The organism is Silvimonas amylolytica (genome assembly GCF_014645555.1).
Taxonomy (GTDB): domain Bacteria; phylum Pseudomonadota; class Gammaproteobacteria; order Burkholderiales; family Chitinibacteraceae; genus Silvimonas; species Silvimonas amylolytica.
Map to the genome: position 1 here is coordinate 958,121 of NZ_BMLY01000001.1, position 24,612 is coordinate 982,732.

Genomic DNA, 24,612 nt, shown 5'->3' on the forward strand with positions numbered 1-24,612 from the left:
TTATTTTCCCGTAATTTTTGAAACCAGCTCAGGGTGTGATACTAGCTTTCCGTTGGCATCAGCGATACCGACCCCCACATTCCCATACTTATCAGTGTAAACAACCCATTTTTCGATCCGGCCCGCATTCAGAGCGTTTCTCAACGCTTGTGTCTGAACTGGATCATTTCCAACAGACTCTGCCAGTCGGTTGTAGTTGGTGTTGATACCGGTTAGCCATCCGTCACTCATCTGCTTACCGTCAAGAGTATCTCCCAAAGTGGACGACCCAAATTTGTACTCGACCACTACGTAATCCACCCCAGGCTTGCTAACTTTATACAGGTCGTCAATACCTGTTTGTCCAATACCTGGCGAGCGGCCAATTTTCTCAGCATCCGGAATAAGTTGTGTGATCTTCTCTTGGCCCAGCAATTCACCAACAACAGACTTCTGCGCATTGCTGAGCGTGTTGAAGTTCATCAATGGCTTGCCATCAGCGGCAAAGGTCCCACCACTTGCAACTAATTTGTCAAAACTACTTGTCGCAGTAGCTTTTTCAAGACCGTTGGCAAACAAAGTGTCTACCTTGGCGAGAGTCGCTTCTGTCACTTTCGCTCCGGCCTTGGCCGCACCAGCAGTTGCGTACGTCATCGCAATGTCAATCGCCAAGTTTGTCAGATCGTTCCCGGCTTTTTCAAAAGCGTCGACGCCACCTATCGTCAGTGCAGTACCGATGTTGGTTAGGCGGGCTTTGTATTCGTCATAAAGGTTCGCAGGGAGATCCTTAAGTGCCTGCGCCAACATCGCGGACGCCCCCACCGGATCGCTCTCCACCATATTGGCGAGATTCTTCAGACTATCCGGGAGGTTCTTGACACCCTGAAGTCGGTCTTGCAAGGCTTGTGCTGCGCCTTCTCGCATAGCCTCAGATTGTTTCTGGTCTAGTTGTACAAGACGGTTACCCTCTTTTTGGGCGCAATCGAGACTGCCCTTCATCAGGCAACCAGCCAGGTTAACTACGCCTTCACCGACTTGCTTTGCAGCGAGTGCATTGTTCTCCGTCTCAATCTGTGCTGCGCCCTTCACCGTCCCAAGGTCTGCGCTACTGCCGGTTGCCGCAGCCACACCAGAAATCAAGCTTTCGATGGCATTCGCCCGGGTTTCCTTTTGCTCCGGAGTCAGGTTTTGCGCATCGCCCAGGGTTGTATCAAGTAGATTGTTGACAACCACACTAGCTGCGGCTCCACTGGCAGCCACAGTACAACTGGCACCGCTTGCGGAGGCCCCGGCACACGCCACGAGCGCCTGCAAGGCTGTACGAGCAGTTTCTGCCTCTGGCGTGCCTTGGCCCATGCTGTCAGCCAGGTGCTTGATCTGCTCCACGGTAAGACTCTGGATATAGCCAACTGCCGTATTTTCTACGAGTTGCGTCATACCTCCAGTGGCGTTACCACCAGAAGCAGCAATAAGCGCAGTCAATGCCTGGCGGTAGTCGCCCCCCGGTGCCCACTTTGCACTATCCAGAACATTTTGTTGAAGCTGAGCAATAAGGAACGGATTCTGCTCATCCAGAGGTTTGTCCTGCTCTTTCTTGAGCGCATCCTGTGCAGCTTGTGCATCCTTGGCCTTGTTGTTCAAGAAGGTACCAGTCTCTCGCTGGAACGCGCTCGTTATATCAAACGCAGCCTGGACCTTGTCCTTGTTGAAATTGTTGTCGATGTGGCCGCTGGTATCCTGGCCGGTCACGACGTCGCGATTGGTCTCTGCAACAGTTTGCTCTGCCGTTTTACCGGTCAGGGTCTCTTGCGCCGCGCTATCGCGGATGGTCAAGCCGCCGCCGCTGATACCACTGGTCGTGGTGCTGGTTTCATCGCCGTGGGCAGCAACCACCATGGGCGGTGCAACCGAAAGGCCTTTGCCATCACCGCCACTGGAGGGCAACGTGCTGCCCGGGGTAGGATTATTTGTGGTGGCTTTGCCTTGCTGATCTGTACCTACACCACCGCCGCTATCGGTACTCTTGGTGGAATACCCGCCCGACAAGCTGAAGCTGCTGGCGTTGTAATGGGAGCGGTTTTCGATCTCCGAGGTCGTCAGGGTGCCGGTGTCCAGATTGTTCAGGCCCTGGTCGACCGCCGCCTGGCTGCCCGTAATCACCGCTCCCTTCAGGTCTGTGTTGTGCTCTACATAAATCTGGTAACCACCGTCGCCGGCATGAATGGCTGATTGCTCATTCACGCTGGCGTAATCAGCATCGATTTTCTGTTGGCCAACATCAAGGCTGCCAGAGTACCCGGCGCCAACCGTGATGCTGCCGCCAATGTGTTGATCTTTGCTGTCGTATTTGCTGGTGTCCTGCAGACTCTGGATGTTGAGGTTGCCCCCCACATTTGCGACCACCTGATTGCCATTGGCCACAGCACCGATCAGGTTGGTGTCCCCACCCGACTCAATGGTGAGCTTGTTGCCCGCAGTGACATGGGTGTTGGTCCAACTGGTGTCGGTGCCGTCTGCATTCCCACGACCAACTGCGGCGTTGACGGTAATACCCGCCCCAATACCGTCTCCAATACTGATGCCAACGCCCACCCCACCGCTGGCACTGCTATTCTTGCTATGTTGCTCATCCGTGTTTTCAGCCGCCTGCAAGTTGATAGCGCCGTCAGATTTCAGGGTCGCATCCTTGCCCGCAGTGATGTCACTGCCGATCACATTCAGATGGCTACCGTCTTTACCACCACCCGTTGCCGTGATGTTCACGGAACCACCTGCAGTAACGGCACTGCCTTGAGCCTTGTTGCTTGCTTGCTCCGAGTTCGACTCGCTTTTTGATCCACCCACAGTTAACGACAGGCTGATCACGTCAGAAGACGATTTCATTTGCCCCACGGCGGTTGCGGCGTTGTATCCAGCCAGGCCGGTCGTTGCGCCTGCCAATGCCAGCAGACGCGGGTCACCATCCGCCTTTTTACTGGCCTCGGCCATCTGCATGCCCGTCTGGATTGCAGAAATCACCGGGCTGGAGAGGGCCAGCGTCAGGCCAGACTGGCTCGTTTTAGTGTGTTGCTGATCGCCCGAGGAGTCAGTTGCGGCATTGATATCGACGGTCTTGCCACTGATGCCAATATCACCGGTAATGGCTTTAACGATGCTGTCGGTTTGCGTATAGGCGTTACCGGCTTCGATGTTGACATTGCCACCCGTGCTGCCCACAACAGAACCGGTGTGCGAAGTCGAAGTCTGGCTGCCGTCTTGCTCCAGCGATTGCTTGCCATAGGTAATCGACAAACCACCTCCACTGAAGAAACCAGAGTTATGCGTTTCCGAGGTGTGCTGTTCGCTGTCGGTGTTTTCGGCGGCGACGATATTGATATTGTTGGCTGCCTTCAAACCGACGTCGTTGGTCGCCACCACGTTGCTGCCAACGATGTTCAGATCGTGGCCAGAGTGAATGTCTACACTGTCGCCGCTGATGGTGCTTCCGACCGATTGCACGATGGTGCTGCTGTCGTGGGTACGGGTGTCGTAACTACTTAGCAGCCCGCTGCTGTGCTGGTGAGCGTCCGTCGTGCTGGTGGTGGTTTCGGTTTGCGCACCGATGTTCACGTCGCCGGTGGCAGCCAGTTTGATCTGGCCGTTGTCGGTACGTACGGTGCTGCTGGTGATGTTCAGACTGCCCTGCCCGCCTGAGCCGTCGGCGTTGGTCTGGCCGGCGCCGATAGTGATGGCGTTGGTGGCCTGCAAATCACTGCCCACCAATTGCTGGGTACTCTCGGTGTGATGATAGCGATCCACACTGCCTTTGGTTTGTTCCAGGCTGCTGCTATGCGTTGCGGCCTGAATAGTGACATTGCCACCCGCAATCACGCTGATGTTATCGCCCTGAACCTGGGCGCCCGTGAGCGTGGCATTGTTGTTGGCCGTGAGCGTCAGATTGCCACCAGCGCTGATGCTGCTGGTCTGGTTCGTCATCTGACTGGTCGTCGTTGTGGTTCTGGTGTTGTCTTGCAGATACCAGCCATCCCCCAGCACGGTGCCTTTCTGGGTGTCAGTCGTGGTCGTGGCCAGGGTATTGATGTTCAGGTCATGGCCTGCGCCAATCTGCGCATCACCCTCGGCGCTGATGTTGCCGGCCGTGATGGTGAGGTCATGGCCAGCACTCAGTACCAGACTGTCGCCCGCCTTGATGGTGGCGATGCTGCCACCTGGCGCAGTGATATTGCTGAGGTTATTGCCGGCGGTCACCGTGACCTTGTTGCCACTGATCAGGCCGGACTGGTTCAACAGGTCACCGGTGGCGGACAACTGCACATCACCCAGACTGGTAATCTGGCCGCCCAGGTTGTTCAAGGTGGTGGCAGCAATGACGGTACCGGTGTTGCTCTGAATCACGCCACTATTGGTCAGCGTGCCGGTGTGCAGGTCGATATTGCCAGCCATGATCTGCGCATCACCGGTTTGTGAGGCGTTTTGCGTGACACTGGCCAGGTACACGACCGGCACCAGCACGTTCTGGCCGTCCACCACGCGGTTTTCCAGCCAGACCATGTCCTGGGTCAGGCTGGCCATCTGCTCGGCACTCAGGGCCACGCCGGGTGCGATGCCAAATTGCTGCGCGTAGGTGGCGCCAGAATTCATCAGCGCGGTGTATTCAGCGGACTGGTCGGTGTAGCCGTCCAGGAAGCGTTTGCCGGTCAGTTGGGCAATCTGGTCGGTGATCAGTTTGTTTTCGTAGAAGGCGTCACCGAGGCGTTTTTCGGTGGCAGACGGGTCAAGGCCCAGGCGCTGCAGCATGTAGTCGCTGCTGATGAAATTGCCGTATTGGGTAAAGCGCGGGTCGGTTTCGACCAGGTATTGCTGGCCCGGCTGCGTGTTGATCTTGTAAAGGCCGCTGGTGGGCAGTTGATAGCCGGTGCCAACCGGGTTGCCCTTGAGCGGCTGACCGTCCACGCGAGTGGGCGCCATCAGCGTGCCGTGGGTTGCGGTATCCACACTGACAATCGCCCCTGCAACAAGCCCGGACTGGTTCACGCTGCCTGCAATCGCCTGCGTCGCATTGCCGGTCACGGTGTTGCCAGTGACTTGTGTGGCAGAGGCATTCACGGTGATGTTCTGGACAGAGCCTACATTCCCGCTGATGCCACCACCGGCAGAGATGGTGCCGCTGTAGCCTTGCAAGGGTTCATCGACAATGACGACCGGAGTCCCGGGCTTTTTCTGTTCTGGATCAGAGTATTGCCCACAACCGCTGTTGGCGCTGCAACGCCAGCCATCGACATCGATTACCTGATCTGTCGTCTGCGTGATGACGTGACGGCCACTGTAGCCGGTATTGACGATCGAACCTGTGGCTGAACCGGAGTTGCCTGCGTTAATGGCGCCGCCATCGGTATAAATCGTGCCACCGACAGCAATGATGCTCGCGTTGTTGTTGACGCTGGAACCGTTCAGGGACAGGTTGCCGCCAGCGAGAATCTGCGACACTGCGCTGGCCGAGTTAACCGTCATCCCGGTTTCCGTGGTGGTGGTCGTGGTCGTCGTCTTGGTGTCAGTCCACCAATTCAATGACTGGTCTACCCACACCTGCCCCGAATCGGTCGTCGTCGTGCTTGTGGTGGTCTTGCTCACAGGCTGGATATCCAGCACGGTGCGCTGGTTGTTCACCTGGCTGGCATGAATACTGACGTTGCCATCCCCCTGGATGGTGGACGACTGGTTGAGCACACTACCGGCATTGCCGCTGCCATTTTGTGCGGCAATGTTCAGGTCGCCGATGCTGTACAGATCCCCGCCACCGGTGTTGTTCAGCGTATTGGTATACAGATTGAGTGCACGGCCAGCAGCAATGATGGCGCTGCCATCGTTGCCGTTACCCGCGTTATTGATTTGCCCGGCGTTCAGTGTGACGTTGCCACCAAAAATGGCATTGGTATTGGTGATGCTGCCGCCATTCAGGCTGACCTGGTTGCCAAACATCACGCCATTGTTCTGGATGTTGCCTCCGCCGGTACGCACCGTCAGGCCGGTATTGCCAGAGAGCTGCGCGCCAGCAGCATTGGTCAGGCCGCTACCGGTCAGGGTCAGCGTGCCCACTGCGCCCAGGTCGCCCTGGTTGGTAATGGCACCCGTGGTATTCAGATTGAAATCGTGGTTGGCCGTCCAGTACTGGCCGTTGGCGTAGGTCACATTGCCCTGCAGATTCAGGGTCAGATCGTCACCCGCGTTAACGTTGCCGAGACCATTGAGCGTGTTGCTGGTCAGCGTGATGTTGTGGTCGGAGGCGACCTTGCCGCTACCGTTGTTGGTGGTCGTGGCGTTCACGCCCACATCGCCGTGGCCATTCACCGTGCCGCTGGTGTTGTCCAGGGTTGCGGCTTGAATCGTGCTGTTGCCAACCGCGTAGATCGTGCCGGACTGGTTACTCAGGGTATTGGTCACATTCATCCCGAGCGAACCGCCACTCGTCAACGTACCCTGGCCGTTATTGAGGTTGCCGGCACTGATGTTGGTTGCGCCGTTGCCACCGACCAAACCACTGGTGTTGGTCAGGGTGTTGCTCACCGTCACGTTACTCTGGCCCGTGCCGCTATTGGCGACATGGCCGGCCGTGTTATCCAGGCTGGCCGCAGTCACGGTCAGCGAGCCCGCACCGTTGATGTTGCCGTGCTGGTTGTTGAGGGCACCGGTGCCGCCATTGGCCGTGCTCATCTGCACGCTAGTGTCGGTGCCTTGCAGGGTGCCCGTGTTGGTCAGCGCCCCGCCGGTCACGGACAAAGCGGTGCCGGCCGTGAGCGTACCGCTGTTAGTGGTCTGCGCTGCCTGTACCGTGGTTTTGCCATTGCCGCCAATCAGGCCTGCGTTGGTCAATGTGCCCGTAGCAGTGACCCCGGTATCGCCAGCGATGGCAACCATCCGGCCAGTACCGTTGTTGGTCAGCGTCTGCGCGGTCAGCGTCAGGCCATTGCCGGCCTCCACGGTACCGTTACTGTTATCCAGCGTACCGGTCGCGCCGAGCGTGACTGCATTTTTGGCAGTCAACACGCCCGCAGCGGTGTTGTTGATGCTGCTGACCGACACATTCAAGGCATTCTGGGCACCTACTGTGCCGCCCTGATTCACCAGTTGACCATTGCTGACCGACACATCGCCGTTGCCATTGATCTGCCCGGCTGTGTTGTCTACATCTCCTTCCAGCGAGAGCGTACCTAACCCGGCGTGGCCAATCGTCCCCGCGCCATTGCGGATGCTGGCGCTGGCCAGATCCAGATCCTGCGCGGCGCTAAGTATGCTGCCGTTGCGGTTGTCCAGCAGTTGCGTAATCTGCCAATTACCGGCGTCCGTACCGGTTTGCACGATCTGTCCATGCGCATTGATGAGCGTCAGTGCCGCCAGATCCAGCTGCTGCCCCTGCAACTTGCCATTGCTGTTATCCAGTGTCTGGATGGCATGCAGCTGCAACAGATTGCCGGCCACGGCCGTACCGGTGTTGTTGATATTGCTGGCCTGCGCCTTCAGATCAGTCCCGGCGGAAAGCTTGCCGCTGTTGTTCAACGTACCCGCGTGGAGCGTTACATCAGCGTTGCCACCCAGCGTACCCGTGTTGGTCAGCGTGCCCGTCGTGGTGACGCTGGCACCACCAGTGGTCGCCACCGCACGGCCTGTACCGCCGTTATTGAAGTTGCCGGTTTGTATGGTCAGACCCTGGCCAGCTTCGATATCGCCATCGGTATTGGTGACGGTGCCCGTGTTGTTGACGGTCACCGCGCCACCTGCGCCCAGTGCGCCACTGCTGTTATCGATATCGCGACCGCTCAGTGCAAGCGCATCCTGGGCCACGATCTGGCCCTGGGTATTGGTTAGGCTGGGGGCGTTAATCTGGACATTGCCGTTGCCCAGCACCCTACCCTGGGTGTTATCGACCGCACCGGTCAGACTCAGCGTACCGGTGCCGGCCAGGCTCAGCGTGCCATTACCGTTGTTGATCTGGCTGGTGGTCAGCGCCAGGTTTGCGGCATTGGTGGCGAAAGTGCCATTGCGGTTATCCAGGAGGTTGGCAATCGCAAACTGGCCGTCTGTGGTGCCGGTTTGCTGCAAGCTACCGTACTGATTATTGAATGTGTTGGCCGTCAGGCTGAAACGGTCCGCCTGCAACTGGCCACCCTGGCTGTTATCAACGGTGCCGGCATGCAGTGCCATGCCACCCGCACTGCCCACCAGGCCACCCTGATTGGTCAGGGTGCCGGCGGTACTGACTTGCATGGTGCCACTACCGGTTTGCACCAGCTTGCCACCCGTATTGTCGATATTGCCGCCAGCCACGTTCAGTTGCTGCGCACTGACCGTCGCGTTGCGTGTATTCAGATTGCCCGCTGCCGCGGCATCAAGCGTGCCACCCGCAGCCACCGTGGCGCCATTGAGCGTCAGATCACCCTGCGTGGTGGTCAACGCCAGCCCTGCCCCGCTCTGCACCTGCGCATTGGCAGTCAGGCTGCCAGCCTGTGCCGAAAGGTTGCCTGCCGCGACCGTCTGGCCACCCAGCGTGGTCGTCCCCGTGCTGGTCATGGTCAGCGCGCCATTGCCCTGCAACTGGCCTTGTGCAGTCAGACCCGCAGCCAGCGTGCCTTGCTGATTGATACTGCCTGCCTGCAACTGGATGTCTTGTGCGGCACCGACCGTGCCCGTGTTACCCAGCTGCCCGGTTACATGGGCATCAAGGTTGCCAGTGGCATACAACTGGCCACTGTTGGCGACGTCATTTCCTGCGTTAAGCGTGATCGACCCTGCGCTGGTCTGGCCGCTATGGGTCAGCTTGCCCGCGCTATCAATCTGCAACTGGCCGCTCACCGCGGTCGTGCCGCCCAGATTCACACCCACGCCGGCTTCGGTACCGATCAGGTGAATCTTGTCGGCATACATGCCGCCCAGTTGGGCGACATCGATCGCTACGGCCGGCTTGCCGTCGATGCCGGCAATGGCTTGCGCAGTCAGATCGCCATAACTGACGGTATTGGCCCCGGCAACCACATTGAGTTGATGTGCATACAGACCCGCGTTGATCTGTATCGCACGGGCAATCAGATCCACCTGGTCCAGGTTATTGGCATTGAGCCCCGCCCCCGTGATGCTGATGCTGCCGCCAGTGACGCGAAACGCATCCAGGCTGCCAGAACCACCAAAAATGGGGGTCCCGGTGGTCAAGGTGGTACGTGAACTATTGATAAAGCCGCAACCGTCGCAGGTAATGCCATTCGGGTTGGCGACGATCACATTGGCTTTCGCACCACCCACTTCCAGGTAGCCGCGCAAGCTGCTGGGATTGCCCGAGGTCACTTCATTCAGAATGGTTCTGGCCGTGCCGCCGGCCAGATTGGGGTTGCCGTCGATATACCCGGCCAGCTGGGTGCTGGTCAGGCCCTGCGCGTTGTTCAGCACCGCGCCTTTGGGGTCGACGTTGAACTGGTTGTACTGGTTGTGCGACACACCCGCAGCATTGGGCGTGGCAATGTTCACCACCGGCAAGCCATTGGCGGTGGTCTGCACCGTTGGCTGGCGGGCAGCGTTTGCGTTGGGGTCGGCCACAATCGGGCCAGCTGCCAGCACGGGCTGCACCATGAAACTGAACAGGGTAAAACCCAGCACGGTGCTGCGTGACCGCGAGTGTCGGGAGCGCGCAGTCGATGTGTGGGCTGTGGGAAAAAACAAGGTGGTCAGTTTCATGTGCAAGGTATCTGGCAATAGTCAGACGGGCCCATGCCGGCACTTGCGTCCGGCACGGGGTCTCAAGCGCAAAAGCGCTTCGATGACAGGGTTTTACTGTTTCTTGAAAGCGAAGGAGATCAAGTTCTGAACCGGGTACCAACCAGCGGCAGTGACCGAGGCCACGGGCAGTTGCCCGAAGACCAGACCGGCAAACTCGTCACCCGTGCCGCCATAGAAACCGCCGTAGCCCGAGCCTTGCCATGTGCCGCTACCCAGTGACAAACCAGTCGTGCTTCCGCTGGAACCGGTGGAGGTCAGTACAACTTGTGAGGACAACTGGCTGGCGGTAGGTGCCGGTGCACTCGTTGAGGCAGTAAGCACAACCGGATTGTTGCCAAAGCTCACCGTCACAGCGCCGGTCGCGTTATCCAGCGTGGCGGTCGCATCGACTACGTAGACTGCGCGGTCGTGGCCAATCACGGCGTAGCCAGCGTCATAGTTTCTGCTGATGATGGTTTCAATTGCATGGCCAGAATAAGTGGTCGTGCCCGTTGCAGGCAGACCCAGCGTGGTCCAGTTTGCGTCAAACAGGCCAACCAGCGCCTGCCCCTGGATCTGGTCGTCATCGATGTTGGTCCAGTACACGTGCTGGACCGACTTGAGTGTATTGGAGTCGATAATCCAGAAGGACTTGTTCTGCGAAGCAACAGTCAGATTGATCTTGCCAGCAGAAATACCGGACGTATTACCCAGAGCAACCGGCGAGGTCCACTTGTAGTACTGGGTTGAACTACCCGGCAGGGAGCCAATGACAGAGATATTGTTGTTGGCATCAAGGCTGACGTTGCTGGAAGCACCGCTCCCCAGCGAGCCATATACATAACCATACGGGTTCGAACCAGAACCACCCATGTTGACTTCCGCAATCCCGAGGCCGCCCGCAGCACGGGTCTGCGGTGCCGGAGTTGGCGTGGGTGTCGGCGCGCTTGTCGTGCTCGAGTCACCGCCACCGCCACCACCGCATGCGGCAAGCAGCAAAAGGCTGGCCAGCGGAGCCAGAGTCATTAGAGCGGTCTGTTTTTTGCTTTGCATTGCATCTCTTCCTGTTTGATTGCCAAAAGCAGGTATCCCTGCGAACACCACCCGGTATGGACCGGGATCAGTACTGATAAACCAGCTGGAACCCTGAAGTCGGGCCGCCGCTGCCAAAGCCGCTTGGTCTGGAAAGCGGGCAGGCCACAAACGCGTCCCAGCTCATACCGCCGAAATCGCTCCCAAAACCACCGCGTAATCCAAGTGCCACACCAGCAAGCCGTGTACCCGGCAGATTGGCCGCATTGGGGCCGCCGACCTGGCCATAATCCAGACCGGCATACAGCGCCTGGCCGGTTTGCCCAAGCGGGGTTTCCAGCTCGTTGCGCCAGTAAAAGCCCTTCTCTGCCACCAAGCTGCTTTCACCATCAAAACCGCGCACGGTGTAGCGGCTGCCGATCGAGATGTCGTCGGTGAAATAGAGCGCATCACGCGTGGTCTGGCCGTGGAAAGTGCTGGTGTACCGCAGGGGCTGGCTGATGATTTGCAGAGGCACCACCAGCGTAGCGTCGATCGTTTCCAGCTGGTAATAGAACGTGGGCGCATCCGGGCCCGCAGCGGGCAGATCTTGCATCGCGCCAAACCAGGGCACGCCTTTGCGCCATGCGCCGGTCAGATCAAGCTGGGTCTGCCCCCAGAACTGGCGCACGTTGAAGCCCAACTCGCCAAAGCTGTTGGCGCGGCGCTGGACGTCAATCTCCGTGCTATCGACATAGCTATGGCTGATGCGCTTGCCGGTATGCGCCTGCAAAGAGAACTGCGTGGTCTGATCGCGATACATCAGCCGATTGACCCGGAACTCCATGTTGTCCGATTCGCCACTGGACACAAAGTCCTGCACCGCACCGGCAATGGTCTGGTGATAGCGCGACTGGTTGGCGCTCCCCGTGAAGGTCCAGTAACCCAGTGGTACCGAGTAATAGAGGCTTTTGGCAGATGACCCGAGACCACCGCGATTCACGTCTGCATCATGGGTGTAACCCACGTTGAAAAGGTCGTTGATGCCCAGCGGGTTATCCCAGGAGAACGTCAACCCGGCCTGGTTCTTGCCAGTGGCCTTGGAGCCGGAGTCATCCAGGGAGGCGACCAGTTTCCAGGGCTTGGTACGCTTGATGGCGATGACGACATCACTCTCCCCTGCCGACTTGCCCGGGACAATCTGCATATCCACGTCCTGGCTTGGCACGCGCTTCATTTGCTCCAGCCCCTGCTCCAGGTCACGCAAATTCAGCAACCGGCCATGGCCTGTCGGGAAGGCACTGCGCCATGTGCCATAAAGGGACGGATCAGCAAAACGGATCTGCCCGATCCAGCCCGGCAAAACCGCAAGGCTCAAGGTGCCGCTAGAGAGATCCTGTTCTGGAACCAGGACGCGACTGGTGATAAAGCCGTGGTCCAGCAACATTTGTGACAACTGACGGGAAATGTATTCCACGCCTTTGGCCCCGACGCAGCGGCCCTCGTACTGGTGAGCGGCTTTGGGCAGCCAATAGAAATCCCCGACTTCGATCAAGCGGCTGGCATCAGGCAGTTGCAATTCGTCGAGCGCATGCTTAGGCACGCTCAATTCAATGTGTTGCAAGGTAAAACACGGGGACTCTTGCGGAAACGGCTCTTGTCCAGCGATGGGCTCGGGGCGAGGCAGCGTGGTGCGCGGCTCGTTCAGCCGGTCTGTACGCTCCTGATCCTGCTGACGTTGCTGTTGACGCAGGATTTGCTCGTCCAGTTGCGGCAAAGGCGGTGTCTCTGCCGCTTGAGCAACGCCGTCAACTTGTAAGGAAACAATGAAAGCAGCAGCAAGAAGTACCGGGTACAACATCACTCTCTGATGTACCGGCTTTGATACAAAACAAGACATATCAGCGCAATGAACGGGTTCTATCAAGAAATCCCGTCAGCAAGACACTTGTTTCTTATCAGTAAATATCAATTGCCACGGGCAGGAAGGACCGAACATTAATAAATAATGATTTACTTTACAATACCGTTCATCCGGCACCTGTCAGTTTTATCAGGCAGAAGATGGTCATCTTTCATTTCAAAACAAGAAAGCATGAAATATCAGCCACGACAGCTGATGCCTCTACCTCGCCGAGATCAAACCACTCATGCCAACTACTGACTCACTGCCAGCCGAAGGCCGGCAAAGGCACGGCAAGGCAGCCAAGTGATCATGTTTTCTATATATATAAAAACCTGGCCTGTTAGCTGCTGGTTCAGCGGGCCGAGAAGTACAGCATGTATTTCATCGTTCCGGGTCGTTAAAGGCGCTTTCGCCAGGCAGGGGCATGTGGAACGGTGAAATACATCGTGTGTTGCGCAGCAATCTGACGATCCTGCCTCAATGCCGAGGGGTCACCCACCGTTTCGCCACTAATGAAGCATGGCGGCCCCGAGGGGGTTTTGGGCAAGGCGGCGGCCGCCGGTGCTGTTGTGGGTATAACCAGGTGCATGCGCCAGACGCTCTATACTTCATTGCACCTCGCTTTTGAATAGCAGACTTCAAATGGTTTATACGTGATGGCCCCTCAGGCAAGCCTCATGCCCGACCCACGTTGCAGCACAACTCATGCGCGCGGCATCTGGACTTGAATCGTCTCCTCGTTGAGCCGAGGTAAACCGGGCGGGTTTCAACGAGGCAAATTTGCTCTATCCCCCGTCAAGACAGGGTTTGGCCTGGGAGATTACAGACATGGAGAGTTGGGCAAACCCGGAACAGCGTCGCGAGCGGCGTCGCTGGGGCATTCAGCAAACCCCTGTCCCTGCCGGGTTGGCTGCGCGGGTTGCATGCAATCCAGCGGCCCCTCCGACGCGCTTGCGCCGACTGTTGCTTGCCCTCGTGATGTCCGGGCTGATCCATTACCTGGCTTTTATGGTCCCGGGAACGGCCCAGCATCATCACGATGCCCCGCCCCTCCCCGCGCCGTTAACGTTGCAAATCATTCTCCCGTCGCTTCAAGCCCCGGCACGTCTGGCGCCGGTATCGCCCCGGCAAGCACCGCAAAACAAGAAACCGGAGCCAACCGAGACGGCAGCGACACGCGTGCAGCCCGGTCCGGCCAAGGCAGCCCCCCGCCACTCGCCCGCTCTGCATAACCAGACAGCCTTGCATGAGCCGGTGGCGAGCACCGCCGTGACGCCAGCCCTACCCGCATCCTCCCCAGTCATCTCGACTGAACCTGCCGTCTCCGTATCCAGACCGGCCACCTCTTCGCCAGCGGATGAAGTAGTCAGCGAAGCACGTGCCGATGCGGATTATCTGCACAATCCGCCACCGGTTTATCCAGACTTCGCACAGGCCCGCGGTTGGGCCGGGCACGTCCAGCTTAAGGTGCATGTCCTGGCAAGCGGGCGGCCAGATCAAGTAGAGCTTCAGCAATCCTGCGGCCACACACTGCTGGACGACGCGGCCCGTCGCGCCGTACAGGCGTGGGCATTTGTGCCGGCAAAACGCGGCAACATCGCGATCGACAGCTGGGTCAGCGTGCCGATCGACTTCAAGCTCAGTCGATGAGAAGAACGCCCCGCCTTGCGGGCCGGCTACACAAGGCATGTGCCAAAGCCTTCTGGTTTGCCATTTGGGCAGCGATGACACTCACAGCGGGATGACCCGACATGCGCGTCACCCTTCGCGCCGAAACGGTATGGCAAAGGGGCGCAAACCCTGGCCACGATTAAACGGGTGAAAATCAGCAAATTGTCAGTGCCCCCGATCCCGTTGGCTGCTACACCTAATCCATAACAATCGGCGTGATTGCGCCGCATCAACCTACTCATTTCCAAGGTTTGCACCGTGTCCAACAAGCACTCTGCTTTCCCGCTGAAACACACCGTTCATGCCATCTCGCTCGCCTGCGTGGCGATGGGCATTCCCAAACTGGCACAGGCGGCCGATGCATCGACCGATACCACGCCGGTTCTGCCACCGATACAGGTGGTTGGCACGACACCGTTACCGGGGAGCGGCGTGCCGGTCGACAAGGTACCCGGCAACGTTCAGGTGTTTTCTGGCAATGACGTGACCGATCAGGGCAAGAGCAATATCGCTGACTTCCTTGAGCAGGATGCCAATGGCGTCAACATCAGTCAGGCCCAGGGCAACCCCTATCAGGCGGATATCAGCTTCCGCGGTTTCACCGCCTCACCGGTCCTGGGCACCCCACAAGGCCTGTCGGTATTCATGGATGGTGTGCGCATCAACGAACCGTTCGGGGATATCGTCAACTGGGACTTGATCCCTCCAGGCGCAATTTCCAGTATTCAGCTGATGCCCGGTTCAAACCCGGTCTTCGGGCTGAACACGCTGGGAGGTGCCCTTGCCATAAACACCAAGGACGGAGTGCACAACCCCGGTGGGCAGATTGATGTGTCCGGCGGGTCGTTCGGCCGTAAAACGGCCCAATTGCAACTGGGTGGCAGCAACGGAACGGTCGATTACTTCGTGGCGGCCAACGCCTCCAACGATGATGGCTGGGCCGCACACAACGCCAGTCGGGTACGCCAGTTTTTTGGCAAATTGGGCTGGAGCGGAGAAACCACTTCGCTGCACCTGATCACCAACCTGGCCGACAATACCCTCAATGGCACTCAAACCATCCCGCTCTCGTTCAGCAACGATATCCGCCAGGCCTATACGTGGCCGGACACCAACATAAACCGCCTGAGTTTCTTCAACCTGGAAGGCAGCCATTTCATCAACGACACGCTGACGCTGGATGGCAACGTCTATTACCGCAAGTATCACAACGAAAATGTCAGTAGCAACGTCAATAACGACTTCGGCGAGATCGATCCGGACACCGGCCTGCCCAATACCATCCCGGCCAACAACACCCGTTCGCTGATCGACCAGGAAGGTTACGGCGGCACACTGCAGCTGACTGCCAAAGGGCACCTTGCCGGTCAGCCCAATCAACTGGTCTTGGGTGGCAGTGCAGACATTGGACGCGCGCCCTTTTCCCAGTTCTCGCAAGATGCCACCTTCACTGATGATCGCGGCACGATCCCGCTAGACGACTACACGCAGGTTACCGATGCCCTGACACGCAATCGTTATGAGGGGTTGTTTGTCTCTGATTCGTTTGACTTTGCCCCACGCTGGACGCTGACGGCCTCCGGGCGTTTCAACTACGCCAAAATCGACATTGACGATCTGTCCGGCAGCCAGCCATTACTGAACGGCAGCCACAGCTATTCGCGTTTTAACCCGGCTATCGGTATCAACTTCAGCCCGGTGGAAAAATCCACCCTTTACGCGACCTACAGTGAGGGCATGCGGGCCCCGACGGCGATTGAACTGGCTTGCGCGGACCCCGATAGCCCGTGCTCTCTGCCCAACGATTTTCTGGCCGATCCAGACCTGAAAATGATCGTGTCGCATACTTATGAGACCGGTGCCCGTGGTCACTATGGGAGCAATACGACCTGGAGTATCGCGCTTTACCGCACCGATCTGGATAACGACATCGGCTTCGTCAGTAGCGGCGGCACGGCGATCAATTCCGGTTACTTCCAGAACATTGGCAAAACCCGCCGGCAAGGTCTGGAACTGGCCGGTTCTACCACCGTGGGTCCGTTTTCCTTCAACGCGGCATACAGTTACATAGACGCCACCTACCTCTCCAGCTTTACCGAAAACAGCCCGAGCAACTCCAGTGCTGACGCAAACGGGGCCATTCAGGTCAATTCTGGCAACCATATTCCGGGCATTCCGCGCCAGACCCTCAAGCTAGGCGTCGACTACCACTTTGCTACGCAGTGGGAAGTGGCGGCTTCGGGTATTTTGCGCAGCGATGTCTTTGCGCGTGGAGACGAAAACAACCAGGACATCCACGGTACAGTGCCCGGCTACGCCGTGTTGAATCTGGACATGCACTACCGCCCGACCCGATCGCTTGATGTCTACCTGCTGGTCGATAACGTATTCAACCGGCAATACGCCAATTTCGGTGTCTTGGGCGCGAATGCCTTCACTGGCCCTGGCAATGGCTTTGACGGCGCCAATTCAGTGAATGAGCAATTCCGGGGCTATGGTGCGCCCCGCGGAGTCTGGGTGGGGATGAACTACAATTTTGCCCTGTAATCTGTAATCAACAGGGGCAGTAGCGGGCTGGCTCATGGCTGCGGTGTATCGGGCTGGCGGCTACTTGCCAGCTCCGCTTGATGGATGCAACAACGCCGCTTCGGCGTCCGTGCTTCCTGTTTTCTTGAAGGAAAGGTGACGCAGCTGGAGCCTGTCATCGCCTGATTGCGATTCGCGCAGGGCCAGCATGACCATTTCTTCGTGCTTCGGAGAGAACTCACAGACCGGGTCGAGCGTGCCCGCGTCCCCGGCCAGTGCCAGGGCCTGGCAACGGCATCCACCCCAGTCTTTTTCCTTTGCATCGCAGCTACGACAGGGTTCTGGCATCCAGTCAGTGCCACGATACGCAGAGAAAGCAGGCGACTCGAACCATGCCGACGCCAGCGTACTTGCGGGAAAACGCGGAAACTCAAGATGCTTGAGTGTCTGCGCCGCGTGGCACGGCACGATCGTTCCATCCGGCATGACATTGAGGAAACGTCTGGCCCATCCGCCCATACAGGCCTTCGGGCGGCGACCATAATAGTCGGGCATGACATAGTCGATGACCATACGTCCTCTCGTCTTTTCACGCCATGCTTCAACCAGCTGGCTCATTTGCTCCAGTTGAATCAGGCTTGGCATCAGAGCGGCGCGGTTTTGCAGCGCCCAGCCATAGTATTGCGTGTTGGCTACTTCCACGCGTGCTATGCCTTGTTCATCGGCATAGCGCAATATGGCGTCCAGTTGCCCGGCATTCTGGCGGGTCACGACAAAATTGAGCGTGAGCGCCAGGCCGGCAGCCTTCACCCGCGCCAGCGCCTCGCATTTTCTGGCCGCGCCGCCTCTGAAGCCCGAAAGCGCGTCGGCAGTAACCTCATCCAGCCCCTGAAAACTCAGCTGTACGTGGCTGAGGCCCGCGTCAACCAGTTCGCCCAGTCTGGCGTCGTCCAGCAGCACGCCTGACGTAATCAGGTTGCTATACAGCCCGACTCTGGTGGCGTGCGATACCAGTTCCGGCAGGTCTTCCCGGGCCATGGGCTCGCCGCCGGAGAAATGGATCTGCAACACGCCAAGTTCTGCAGCCTGGTCCAGCACGGCACACCAGTCAGCCGTTGAGAGTTCGTGAGCTCTCGGCGTCAATGCCAGCGGGTTGGAACAATAAGCGCAGCGCAGCGGGCAGCGATGGGTCAGTTCCAGCAGGATGGCCAGCGGCTGGTCGATGGTACGATCATTCATAACGCAGAAAGCCCTTCTCACTCATGCTGGTCAACAGCGCCAGCACGTCCGTCTGGATGGTATCCAGCGGTGCGTCGAATTCGCTGGCCAGTGCTTCACACACCGTGCCGACGGTCTGATTGTCACTGCGCTCGATAATCAGGCGCGCGATGTCGTCCAGGACCAGCAGCCGCTCCGGGCCCAGTAATACCCAGCGTTGACGCACAGTGTCCTCCTGCAGCCGGGTACCCGGGGCGAGCCGCACCCGGCTCTCTAACGTCAGCATGGCGGTTGCTCAGGATCAAACGCGCCGGGCGGAATATGGCCTGGCGACACATAAGCTGCGTAAAGCGCGTCCAGTTGCGCCCACAAGACGTTGCATTTGAATACCAGGGCATTGAGCACACCTTGCTGTTCCGCCAGAGTGCGGGCGTGGTGTTTGACATAGTCCAGTGCAAATTCGGCATCTCGCGGTGCCTGGCCCAGGCGCCGCCGGAAATAAACCAGAACCGATTCATTGATGAACGGGTAATTCTCCAGCATGCCCGATATACGCTCCCGATGGATATCCGGCGCGAACAACTCGGTCAGGCATGAGGCCACGGTAATCACCGGCGGGTGCCTCGCGACGAAATCAACGTAGGCCTCCACTGCGAATACGGTTGCAGGCAGTGCGCCGCGCTGCGAGATGACGTAGTCGGATTTCAGACCCAGACTCTCGGTCAGCACCAGCCAGCGGTCAATGCCGCCCTCTTCCCCATTCCAGCCATCGTGGTCGAGAATCCGGTGCACCCACTCGCGTCGCAGGTTGCGGTCCGTTGTGCGGCTGATCAGTGCGGCATCTTTGCGCGGGATGGCCGCCTGGTAGCAGTAGCGATTCAGCGCCCAGGCTTGTACCTGCCCCAGGCTGAGTGCGCCGCTATGCAACAGATGATGGAAGGGATGCCGGTTGTGGTAGCGCTCAGCGCCAATCTTGCGCAGCGCCTGTTCAAGCTCTTGGGGAGAGAGCACCTCTGTCAGCAAGTTACTCAACGCAAAACTCCATGCCGTCGTATGCAATCTCCCAGCCCGCAGCACGTACGAATGCGCGCTCAGGGCTGTCGGGTAGCAAGACTGGATTGGTATTGTTGATGTGAATAAACAGTTTGCGCCCGAGCGAGACGCCACTCCACTGCGCGACGGCGCCCCCTGCTCCGCTCATGGGCAGATGGCCCATGCGCGACGCGGACTTGTGGCCCACTCCGCTGGAAATCATTTCGTCATCGGTGAACGTCGTACCATCAAACAGAAGACTGTCCCCCGGTGCCAGGCGGGATTTGATTGCGTCCGGCAGCGCAGCGCAGCCAGGCAAATAGAACAGACGGTGCCGAGAACCCGCGGTGCCAAGTGCAAGACCGATCGTGTCTTCCGGCACACTACCAAAACCCTCCACGTCCGGATTTTCCAGCCACAGCGCGATCTTGCCCGGAATAACAAATGGCTCCACGCGAACCCCCGTGTCACCGCCCTCAGCATCCATCACCGGCTGGATTTGATCCAGCCGAAGAGCAAGGCGCTTGACGCGATGACGATCCAGGACATTGAAAATCGTATTGCTATCCAGCACGCGCAAAACCCGATCAGTCGCGTACAGGGTGAATGCGTGGTTCTCGCGCAGCGACAACAAGCCGGCAACGTGATCGACGTCGGCATTCGTCAGCAATACGGTCGTCAATGGGCTGGAACGTAAACCGGTGGCCGGATGCAGCACCCGCGTTGCAAGAAACTGCTGGCGGATATCAGGCGAGGCATTGACCACCACCCAGCGCGCGCCATCTGCGGATACGGCAATGGAAGATTGCGTCTGCGGCACCACCTGGTCTGCTTTACGGGCAGCCCTGCATGCCGTACACGCGCAGTTCCATTGTGGCAGGCCTCCGCCAGCCGCAGCACCCAGCACAACGACGCGCAACATGCGGCCGGGTCAGCGCTCAGCGCTCATGTAGCAATTGATTTCACAACCGAGACAAACTTCAACGACTTGCGGTTTGGTCCATGTACGCATGATGCTTTCTCCAGGCTATGGCAATGCCGGATGGCATCGCCTGTTTAAAAATCCGTCGAAAATCCAGCGAGACTTACTTGATTCACGAGTCCTTGAACGCAGTCATCGAAGCGGCTGCGGCCACCCAAACTGACTATAGCTTACGAAAAACATGGGCGCGGCGACATATTTTCTCTACGTTGCCAGGCGGCGGCTGATCAAACGGGCGCGGCCAATGATGGCCTCGCCCGTTTGATTTTGACCCAGCCGGCTTCACTGGAATGCCGCTCCGCTCAACGTGACATTGCCTGTACCGGAAGTCATTACCCAGGTGACAGTCAATGTGGCGTTGCCGCTGGCGGTATAGGTCAGTGTGTAGTTGCGGTCGTACTGGCCGCTGACAGTGGCAGAGGTGTCGGTGAAGTCTGCCGCAGAGCCGTCAGACAAGTGCGCGGTCAGCTTGCCTCCGCTATTCCAGCCACCCACGTACACGGTCAGAGTGTGTTGTGTGGTGCCAGCCGGAGCGGTAATTGAGAAACCATTACCGATGTTGCTGATGTACACGCCATCGTGGTTGCCAGTGACATAGGCCGTGGGTGTGCCGTCGCTCCATGCCGCAGTTCTGAGGTCGTTGGTGTAGATCACGGCCGTGCCGGAACCAACGGACTGATAGCCGGTGATCTGCGTGGCAACCGAAGCCTTGCGGTTGAGTGGTGACTCACCCCAATGCACCCAGTCCAGCAGGCCTGCCGTGGTCAGGTTAACGCTGCTGGCGCTGGCGTTGCTGCCAGTCAGCGTGCCGACGGTAACGACTGGCGCGGTGTTGGTCAGGCTGAAGCTGGCAGGCGCGGTAATGCCACTGGCCGCTGCGCTCACGCTATAACTGCCAGCGGTGCCATTGGCGGTCAGTTGCGGCGCGGTGGCCAGGCCGTTGACATCGGTCACGACGGTGGCGGTATTGCCGCTGGCAAACGTGGCACTGGCGCCGCTGGTGGGTGTGCTGAAGGTCACGCTGACGCCGCTTTGCGCCATGCCGCCGCTATTGGTGACCTTGGCCTGCAGGGGAGTGGCAAAAGCGCTGTTGGTGGTCGTGCTTTGTCCCGAGCCGGCGTTGGCCACAACCTGGGCTTGTTGTGTCAGTGCTGCGCCATTGATCGTGACATTGCCTGTGCCTGCGGCCATCACCCATTTCACCGTCAGTGTTTGCGCAGTGCTACCTGCCTGATAGGTCAGCACGTAGTTGCGATCAAACTGCCCGGTAGCCAAAGGCGTGGTATCGACGAAATCACTCGTCGAGCCATCAGACAAATGCGCAGTCAGTTTGCCACTGCTATTCCAGCCGCCGACATGCACGACGAGGGTACGTGGCAGGATGCCGGCCGGTGCGGTGATCGAGAAGCCATTGTTGGTACCGCTCAGATACAAGCCATCGTTATTGCTGCCGGTGGCGGTAGGCGTGCCATCAGTCCAGCTGAGTGCTCTCAAATCATTGCTGTAGCGGGTAGCGGTGCCGCTCCCCACGATGGTGTAGGCACCCAGTTGTGCCGTTACCCCCGATTTGCGGTTCAGACTGGCTTCACCCCAGTGCGCCCAGTCGACTGCGCCTTCCGTGGTGAGACTGGTTGTGGTGGTCGCGCTATCGCCCGTGCCGTTCAGCGATGCGCTGCCGGTACTGCTGGTGGCAATGTTGGTAAGCGAGAAGCTGGTGGTGGCTGCGACGCCTGCCGTTGTGGCAACAACGTTGTAGCTGCCGGCCGTGCCGTTGGCGGTCAGCTTGGGTGAAGTGGCGATGCCGCTGACGTTGGTGACCACCGTGGCACTACCGCTAAAGCTGGCGCTGGCGCCACTGGCCGGGGCTGTGAACGTGACACTTACCCCGCTCACCGGTGTGTTGCTGCTGTTTTTGACCACCACTTGCAGGGTATCGGGGAATGCTGTGTTGATCGTGGCCGATTGGAGTGAACCACTGGAGATGCTGGCTGTGTTGCTGCTGGCGGCCGTGTTGGTCAGGTTGTAGCTGACGTTGGCCGCTGCGCCAGGTGCACTGGCGGTGACGTTATAGTTGCCAGCAGTACTGTTGGCGGTCAGGGTGGGTGCGGTGGCAATCCCGCTGGCATTGGTGACCGCTGTGGCGGTACTTTGTCCACTAAAGGCGGCTGATGCGCCGGTAGTGGGGGCACTGAAGGTGACCGTCACTCCGCTGACCGGATTGTTGCTGCTGTCTTTGATCTGGGCTTGCAGTGCAGTGCCAAACGCGGTGCCAACGGCCGTACTTTGTGGTGTGCCCGCAAAGATGGCCAGATTGGTGCTGGCGGCAGACAGCGCTGCGCCGCTCAACGCCACATTGCCGGTACCGGATGCCGCAATCCAGTGCACGGTCAGGTATTGCCCGGCAGAGGCCGCACTGTAGGTCAGCGTGTAATTGCGGTCATACTGGCCGGTGGCCAGGGTGGTGGTGTCGGTGAAGTCTGCAGCAGAACCGTCAGACAAATGTGCAGTCAGCGTGCCGCTTGTTTTATAGCCGCCCACGTGAACGATCAGCGTGCGCTGGTTGGTATCAGCCGGCGCTGTGAACTGAAAACCATTGTTCACCGCATTCACGTACACACCGTTGGTGTTGGCTGTCGCCGCTGCCGTGGGTGTCCCGTTGCTCCAGCTCAAAGGGCGTAGATCATTGTTGTAGGCAACGGCCGGGCCGGCGCCGACGGGCGTGAAATCACTCAGTACCGACGTTGTGCCGGTTTTGCGGGTAGCCGGGCTTTCACCCCAGTGAATCCAGTCTGTGACGCCTTCCGTGGTCAGGTTGGCGTTGGTTGCCAGACTGGTGCCGGTGCCAGTCAATGTGCCACCGCTGCTGGTCGGCGGGATCAGACCGTAAACGTGTACAGCGTTATCAAAGGTGGCCAGGTAGACCTTGCCATTGACCACGATGGGCGGCACCCATTTGGCCCAGCTGCCCATCCCGTCGCGCGCGCGATTCTGGTTGCTGCTCCAGAGCATGCGGCTGGGGTTCGCGACATCAAAAGCGTAGAAGATACCGGGCTGCAGACTGCCGTTGGCAACGCCGCTTGCCGAGAACGAGGCCCACAGTACGGCAGAGCCTGCGGTAGTGCCGTTGGCAGAAATGGAAATCGACGGGTCATTGCTGATGCCGGAAATCGGGGCGATCGTGCCCTGGGCAACCGGTGCAGTGTTGAAGTTAACGCCGTTAAAGGTAAAGGCTTTCAGTACATCCCGTTCGCCATAGCCAAACAGGGTGTTGTTGTACCAGATGTAGTTCCCGCCCCAGAAACCGCCGGCAGCCGTGCCCGAATACGCATAGGTGGCTTGCCATTCCTGAAAAATCCGGTCGCCACTGGCGTTGTACTTGCCCAGGTTACCGGTATCAAACACGTACAGCTTGCCGTCTTTGGCGCCCGCGACCCCCAGGGTGGTGCCTGGGATCAGCATAATGCCGCTGCTACCCAGATCCCAATCGTGCACGTTGTCATCTTGTTGGGTGGACGGGGTGAAGTAGTCGTCCATGACCAACCCGTTGGTGCCCAGCGTCAGTTTGATGATGCTGTCACCGTAATCTTGCCCGCCCGTGTTGAGGTCAAAGTCGCCGTTGCCGGTTTCCATGTAGACACTGCCGGCGCTGTCGGCTGTCAGTCCAACCCCGCCTTGCCAGATGCCGCTTTCGCCAGAGTTTGGCGACACGCAGAAAATGCCCGTTTGCGCGAGCGTGGCCGCACTATAGGCAAATACCCAGCCGTGGTACGGGTCTGTGTCCTGGTGAGAACCAAAAGCGATGAAGATGTTGCCATTCGCCAGCAACAAGCCCGGGCGCTGCCAGTGGTTGATGGCGTTGAACGCCAGCATGCCGCCACTGGCGTCGTCGGCTGCGCCCGGTACGCTGCCCTGAATGATGGCCGGTGCCACGATGTCTGCACCTGTTGCCAGGCTCAACGCGTGAATACGGAAATACGTCACGCCGCTTTCATAGCTCTCGGCAACGACATAAATGGCGCCGGTGTCGGGATCTATGACCGGGGTGGAGGTAATGCCTATGTTGGGGTAAAGATCGCGCAGTGCGCAGCACACGGATGCCGGCATGGCTGGCCCCAGATTAACGTGCCAGAGCGGATTGCCCGGGGTGTCGGCGTCGTAGGCGTAGACGGAGTTGTTTTCCGTGGCGATATACACCACGTTGTGCGTGCCCCGCGCGCCCATGTTCACGCCAGACATATAGAGCGGCTGCGCGTAGATCTGACCATCCGCCGCAAAGGAATACAGTTTGCCAAAGCTGCTGCTGTTGACGTTGGAAGTATTAAGCGCAGTCTCGGTCAGTGTGGTACCGGTGCGTGCATTGTCGTAGTGGTACGTGGTGACCTGTGCGTTGGCACCGCAGGTTGCCAGTATCAGTAAAGCGCAGCCGAACAGGCGCAGCAGGCTGCTGCGCCAGGAGAAGCTTTCCCCGCCCATTATCCCGTCCTTTATTAAGAAATAATTTCTTGAAAATAAAAAATCACTTTCTTTTTTCTTTCCAACAATAAAA

At 58.7% G+C, this 24,612-nt stretch carries 11 protein-coding genes; 2 read left to right on the top strand and 9 right to left on the bottom strand.

The window, feature by feature from the left end:
* From IEX44_RS04270 to IEX44_RS04280, 3 genes are all read right to left on the bottom strand, one after another.
* Positions 1 to 9,699, bottom strand: a complete 9,699-nt coding sequence (locus IEX44_RS04270) for a hemagglutinin repeat-containing protein (RefSeq protein WP_188689273.1) — start codon at positions 9,697 to 9,699, stop codon at positions 1 to 3.
* A 93-nt stretch (positions 9,700 to 9,792) separates the two neighbouring features.
* Entirely contained in the window at positions 9,793 to 10,773 is a 981-nt protein-coding gene (locus IEX44_RS04275) for a hypothetical protein (protein WP_188689275.1), read from the bottom strand.
* A 67-nt stretch (positions 10,774 to 10,840) separates the two neighbouring features.
* The gene (locus IEX44_RS04280) at positions 10,841 to 12,589 is read right to left on the bottom strand and encodes a ShlB/FhaC/HecB family hemolysin secretion/activation protein (RefSeq protein WP_229678739.1); all 1,749 of its coding nucleotides are present in this window, start codon (positions 12,587 to 12,589) and stop codon (positions 10,841 to 10,843) included.
* An 876-nt stretch (positions 12,590 to 13,465) separates the two neighbouring features.
* Between IEX44_RS04280 and IEX44_RS04285 the strand changes: the two genes are divergently transcribed.
* Entirely contained in the window at positions 13,466 to 14,287 is an 822-nt protein-coding gene (locus IEX44_RS04285) for an energy transducer TonB (protein ID WP_229678740.1), read from the top strand.
* Positions 14,288 to 14,566: 279 nt separating this feature from the next.
* Entirely contained in the window at positions 14,567 to 16,855 is a 2,289-nt protein-coding gene (locus tag IEX44_RS04290) for a TonB-dependent receptor (protein ID WP_188689278.1), read from the top strand.
* A gap of 60 nt (positions 16,856 to 16,915) precedes the next feature.
* Here IEX44_RS04290 and pqqE read toward each other — a convergent pair whose 3' ends face one another.
* The 6 genes from pqqE to IEX44_RS04320 form a co-directional block, all read right to left on the bottom strand.
* Entirely contained in the window at positions 16,916 to 18,073 is a 1,158-nt protein-coding gene (gene pqqE, locus IEX44_RS04295) for a pyrroloquinoline quinone biosynthesis protein PqqE (RefSeq protein WP_188689282.1), read from the bottom strand.
* A complete protein-coding gene (gene pqqD / locus IEX44_RS04300) occupies positions 18,066 to 18,338 on the bottom strand; it encodes a pyrroloquinoline quinone biosynthesis peptide chaperone PqqD (RefSeq protein WP_188689285.1) in 273 nt (90 codons plus the stop codon). The genes pqqE and pqqD overlap by 8 nt, the downstream gene beginning before the upstream one ends.
* Positions 18,332 to 19,084, bottom strand: a complete 753-nt coding sequence (gene pqqC / locus IEX44_RS04305) for a pyrroloquinoline-quinone synthase PqqC (protein WP_188689288.1) — start codon at positions 19,082 to 19,084, stop codon at positions 18,332 to 18,334. Before pqqC ends, pqqD begins: the two co-directional genes overlap by 7 nt.
* Positions 19,077 to 20,006, bottom strand: a complete 930-nt coding sequence (pqqB, locus tag IEX44_RS04310) for a pyrroloquinoline quinone biosynthesis protein PqqB (protein ID WP_229678741.1) — start codon at positions 20,004 to 20,006, stop codon at positions 19,077 to 19,079. Before pqqB ends, pqqC begins: the two co-directional genes overlap by 8 nt.
* A 9-nt stretch (positions 20,007 to 20,015) precedes the next feature.
* Positions 20,016 to 20,096 (bottom strand): pyrroloquinoline quinone precursor peptide PqqA, encoded by an 81-nt coding sequence (gene pqqA / locus IEX44_RS21285; protein ID WP_188690420.1) that lies wholly within the window; start codon positions 20,094 to 20,096, stop codon positions 20,016 to 20,018.
* A gap of 252 nt (positions 20,097 to 20,348) precedes the next feature.
* Positions 20,349 to 24,539: a PQQ-binding-like beta-propeller repeat protein gene (locus IEX44_RS04320; protein ID WP_188689290.1), complete on the bottom strand. Its 4,191-nt coding sequence runs from the start codon at positions 24,537 to 24,539 to the stop codon at positions 20,349 to 20,351.
* Between the last annotated feature and the right edge of the window lie 73 nt (positions 24,540 to 24,612).

Bases quoted from the DNA above. Each gene is read 5' to 3' on its own strand.
- IEX44_RS04270 (WP_188689273.1), bottom strand. From the start codon at position 9,699: ATGAAACTGACCACCTTGTTTTTTCCCACAGCCCACACATCGACTGCG.
- IEX44_RS04275 (WP_188689275.1), bottom strand. From the start codon at position 10,773: ATGCAAAGCAAAAAACAGACCGCTCTAATGACTCTGGCTCCGCTGGCC.
- IEX44_RS04285 (WP_229678740.1), top strand. From the start codon at position 13,466: ATGGAGAGTTGGGCAAACCCGGAACAGCGTCGCGAGCGGCGTCGCTGG.
- pqqE (WP_188689282.1), bottom strand. From the start codon at position 18,073: ATGAATGATCGTACCATCGACCAGCCGCTGGCCATCCTGCTGGAACTG.
- pqqD (WP_188689285.1), bottom strand. From the start codon at position 18,338: ATGCTGACGTTAGAGAGCCGGGTGCGGCTCGCCCCGGGTACCCGGCTG.
- pqqB (WP_229678741.1), bottom strand. From the start codon at position 20,006: ATGTTGCGCGTCGTTGTGCTGGGTGCTGCGGCTGGCGGAGGCCTGCCA.
- pqqA (WP_188690420.1), bottom strand. From the start codon at position 20,096: ATGCGTACATGGACCAAACCGCAAGTCGTTGAAGTTTGTCTCGGTTGT.
- IEX44_RS04320 (WP_188689290.1), bottom strand. From the start codon at position 24,539: ATGGGCGGGGAAAGCTTCTCCTGGCGCAGCAGCCTGCTGCGCCTGTTC.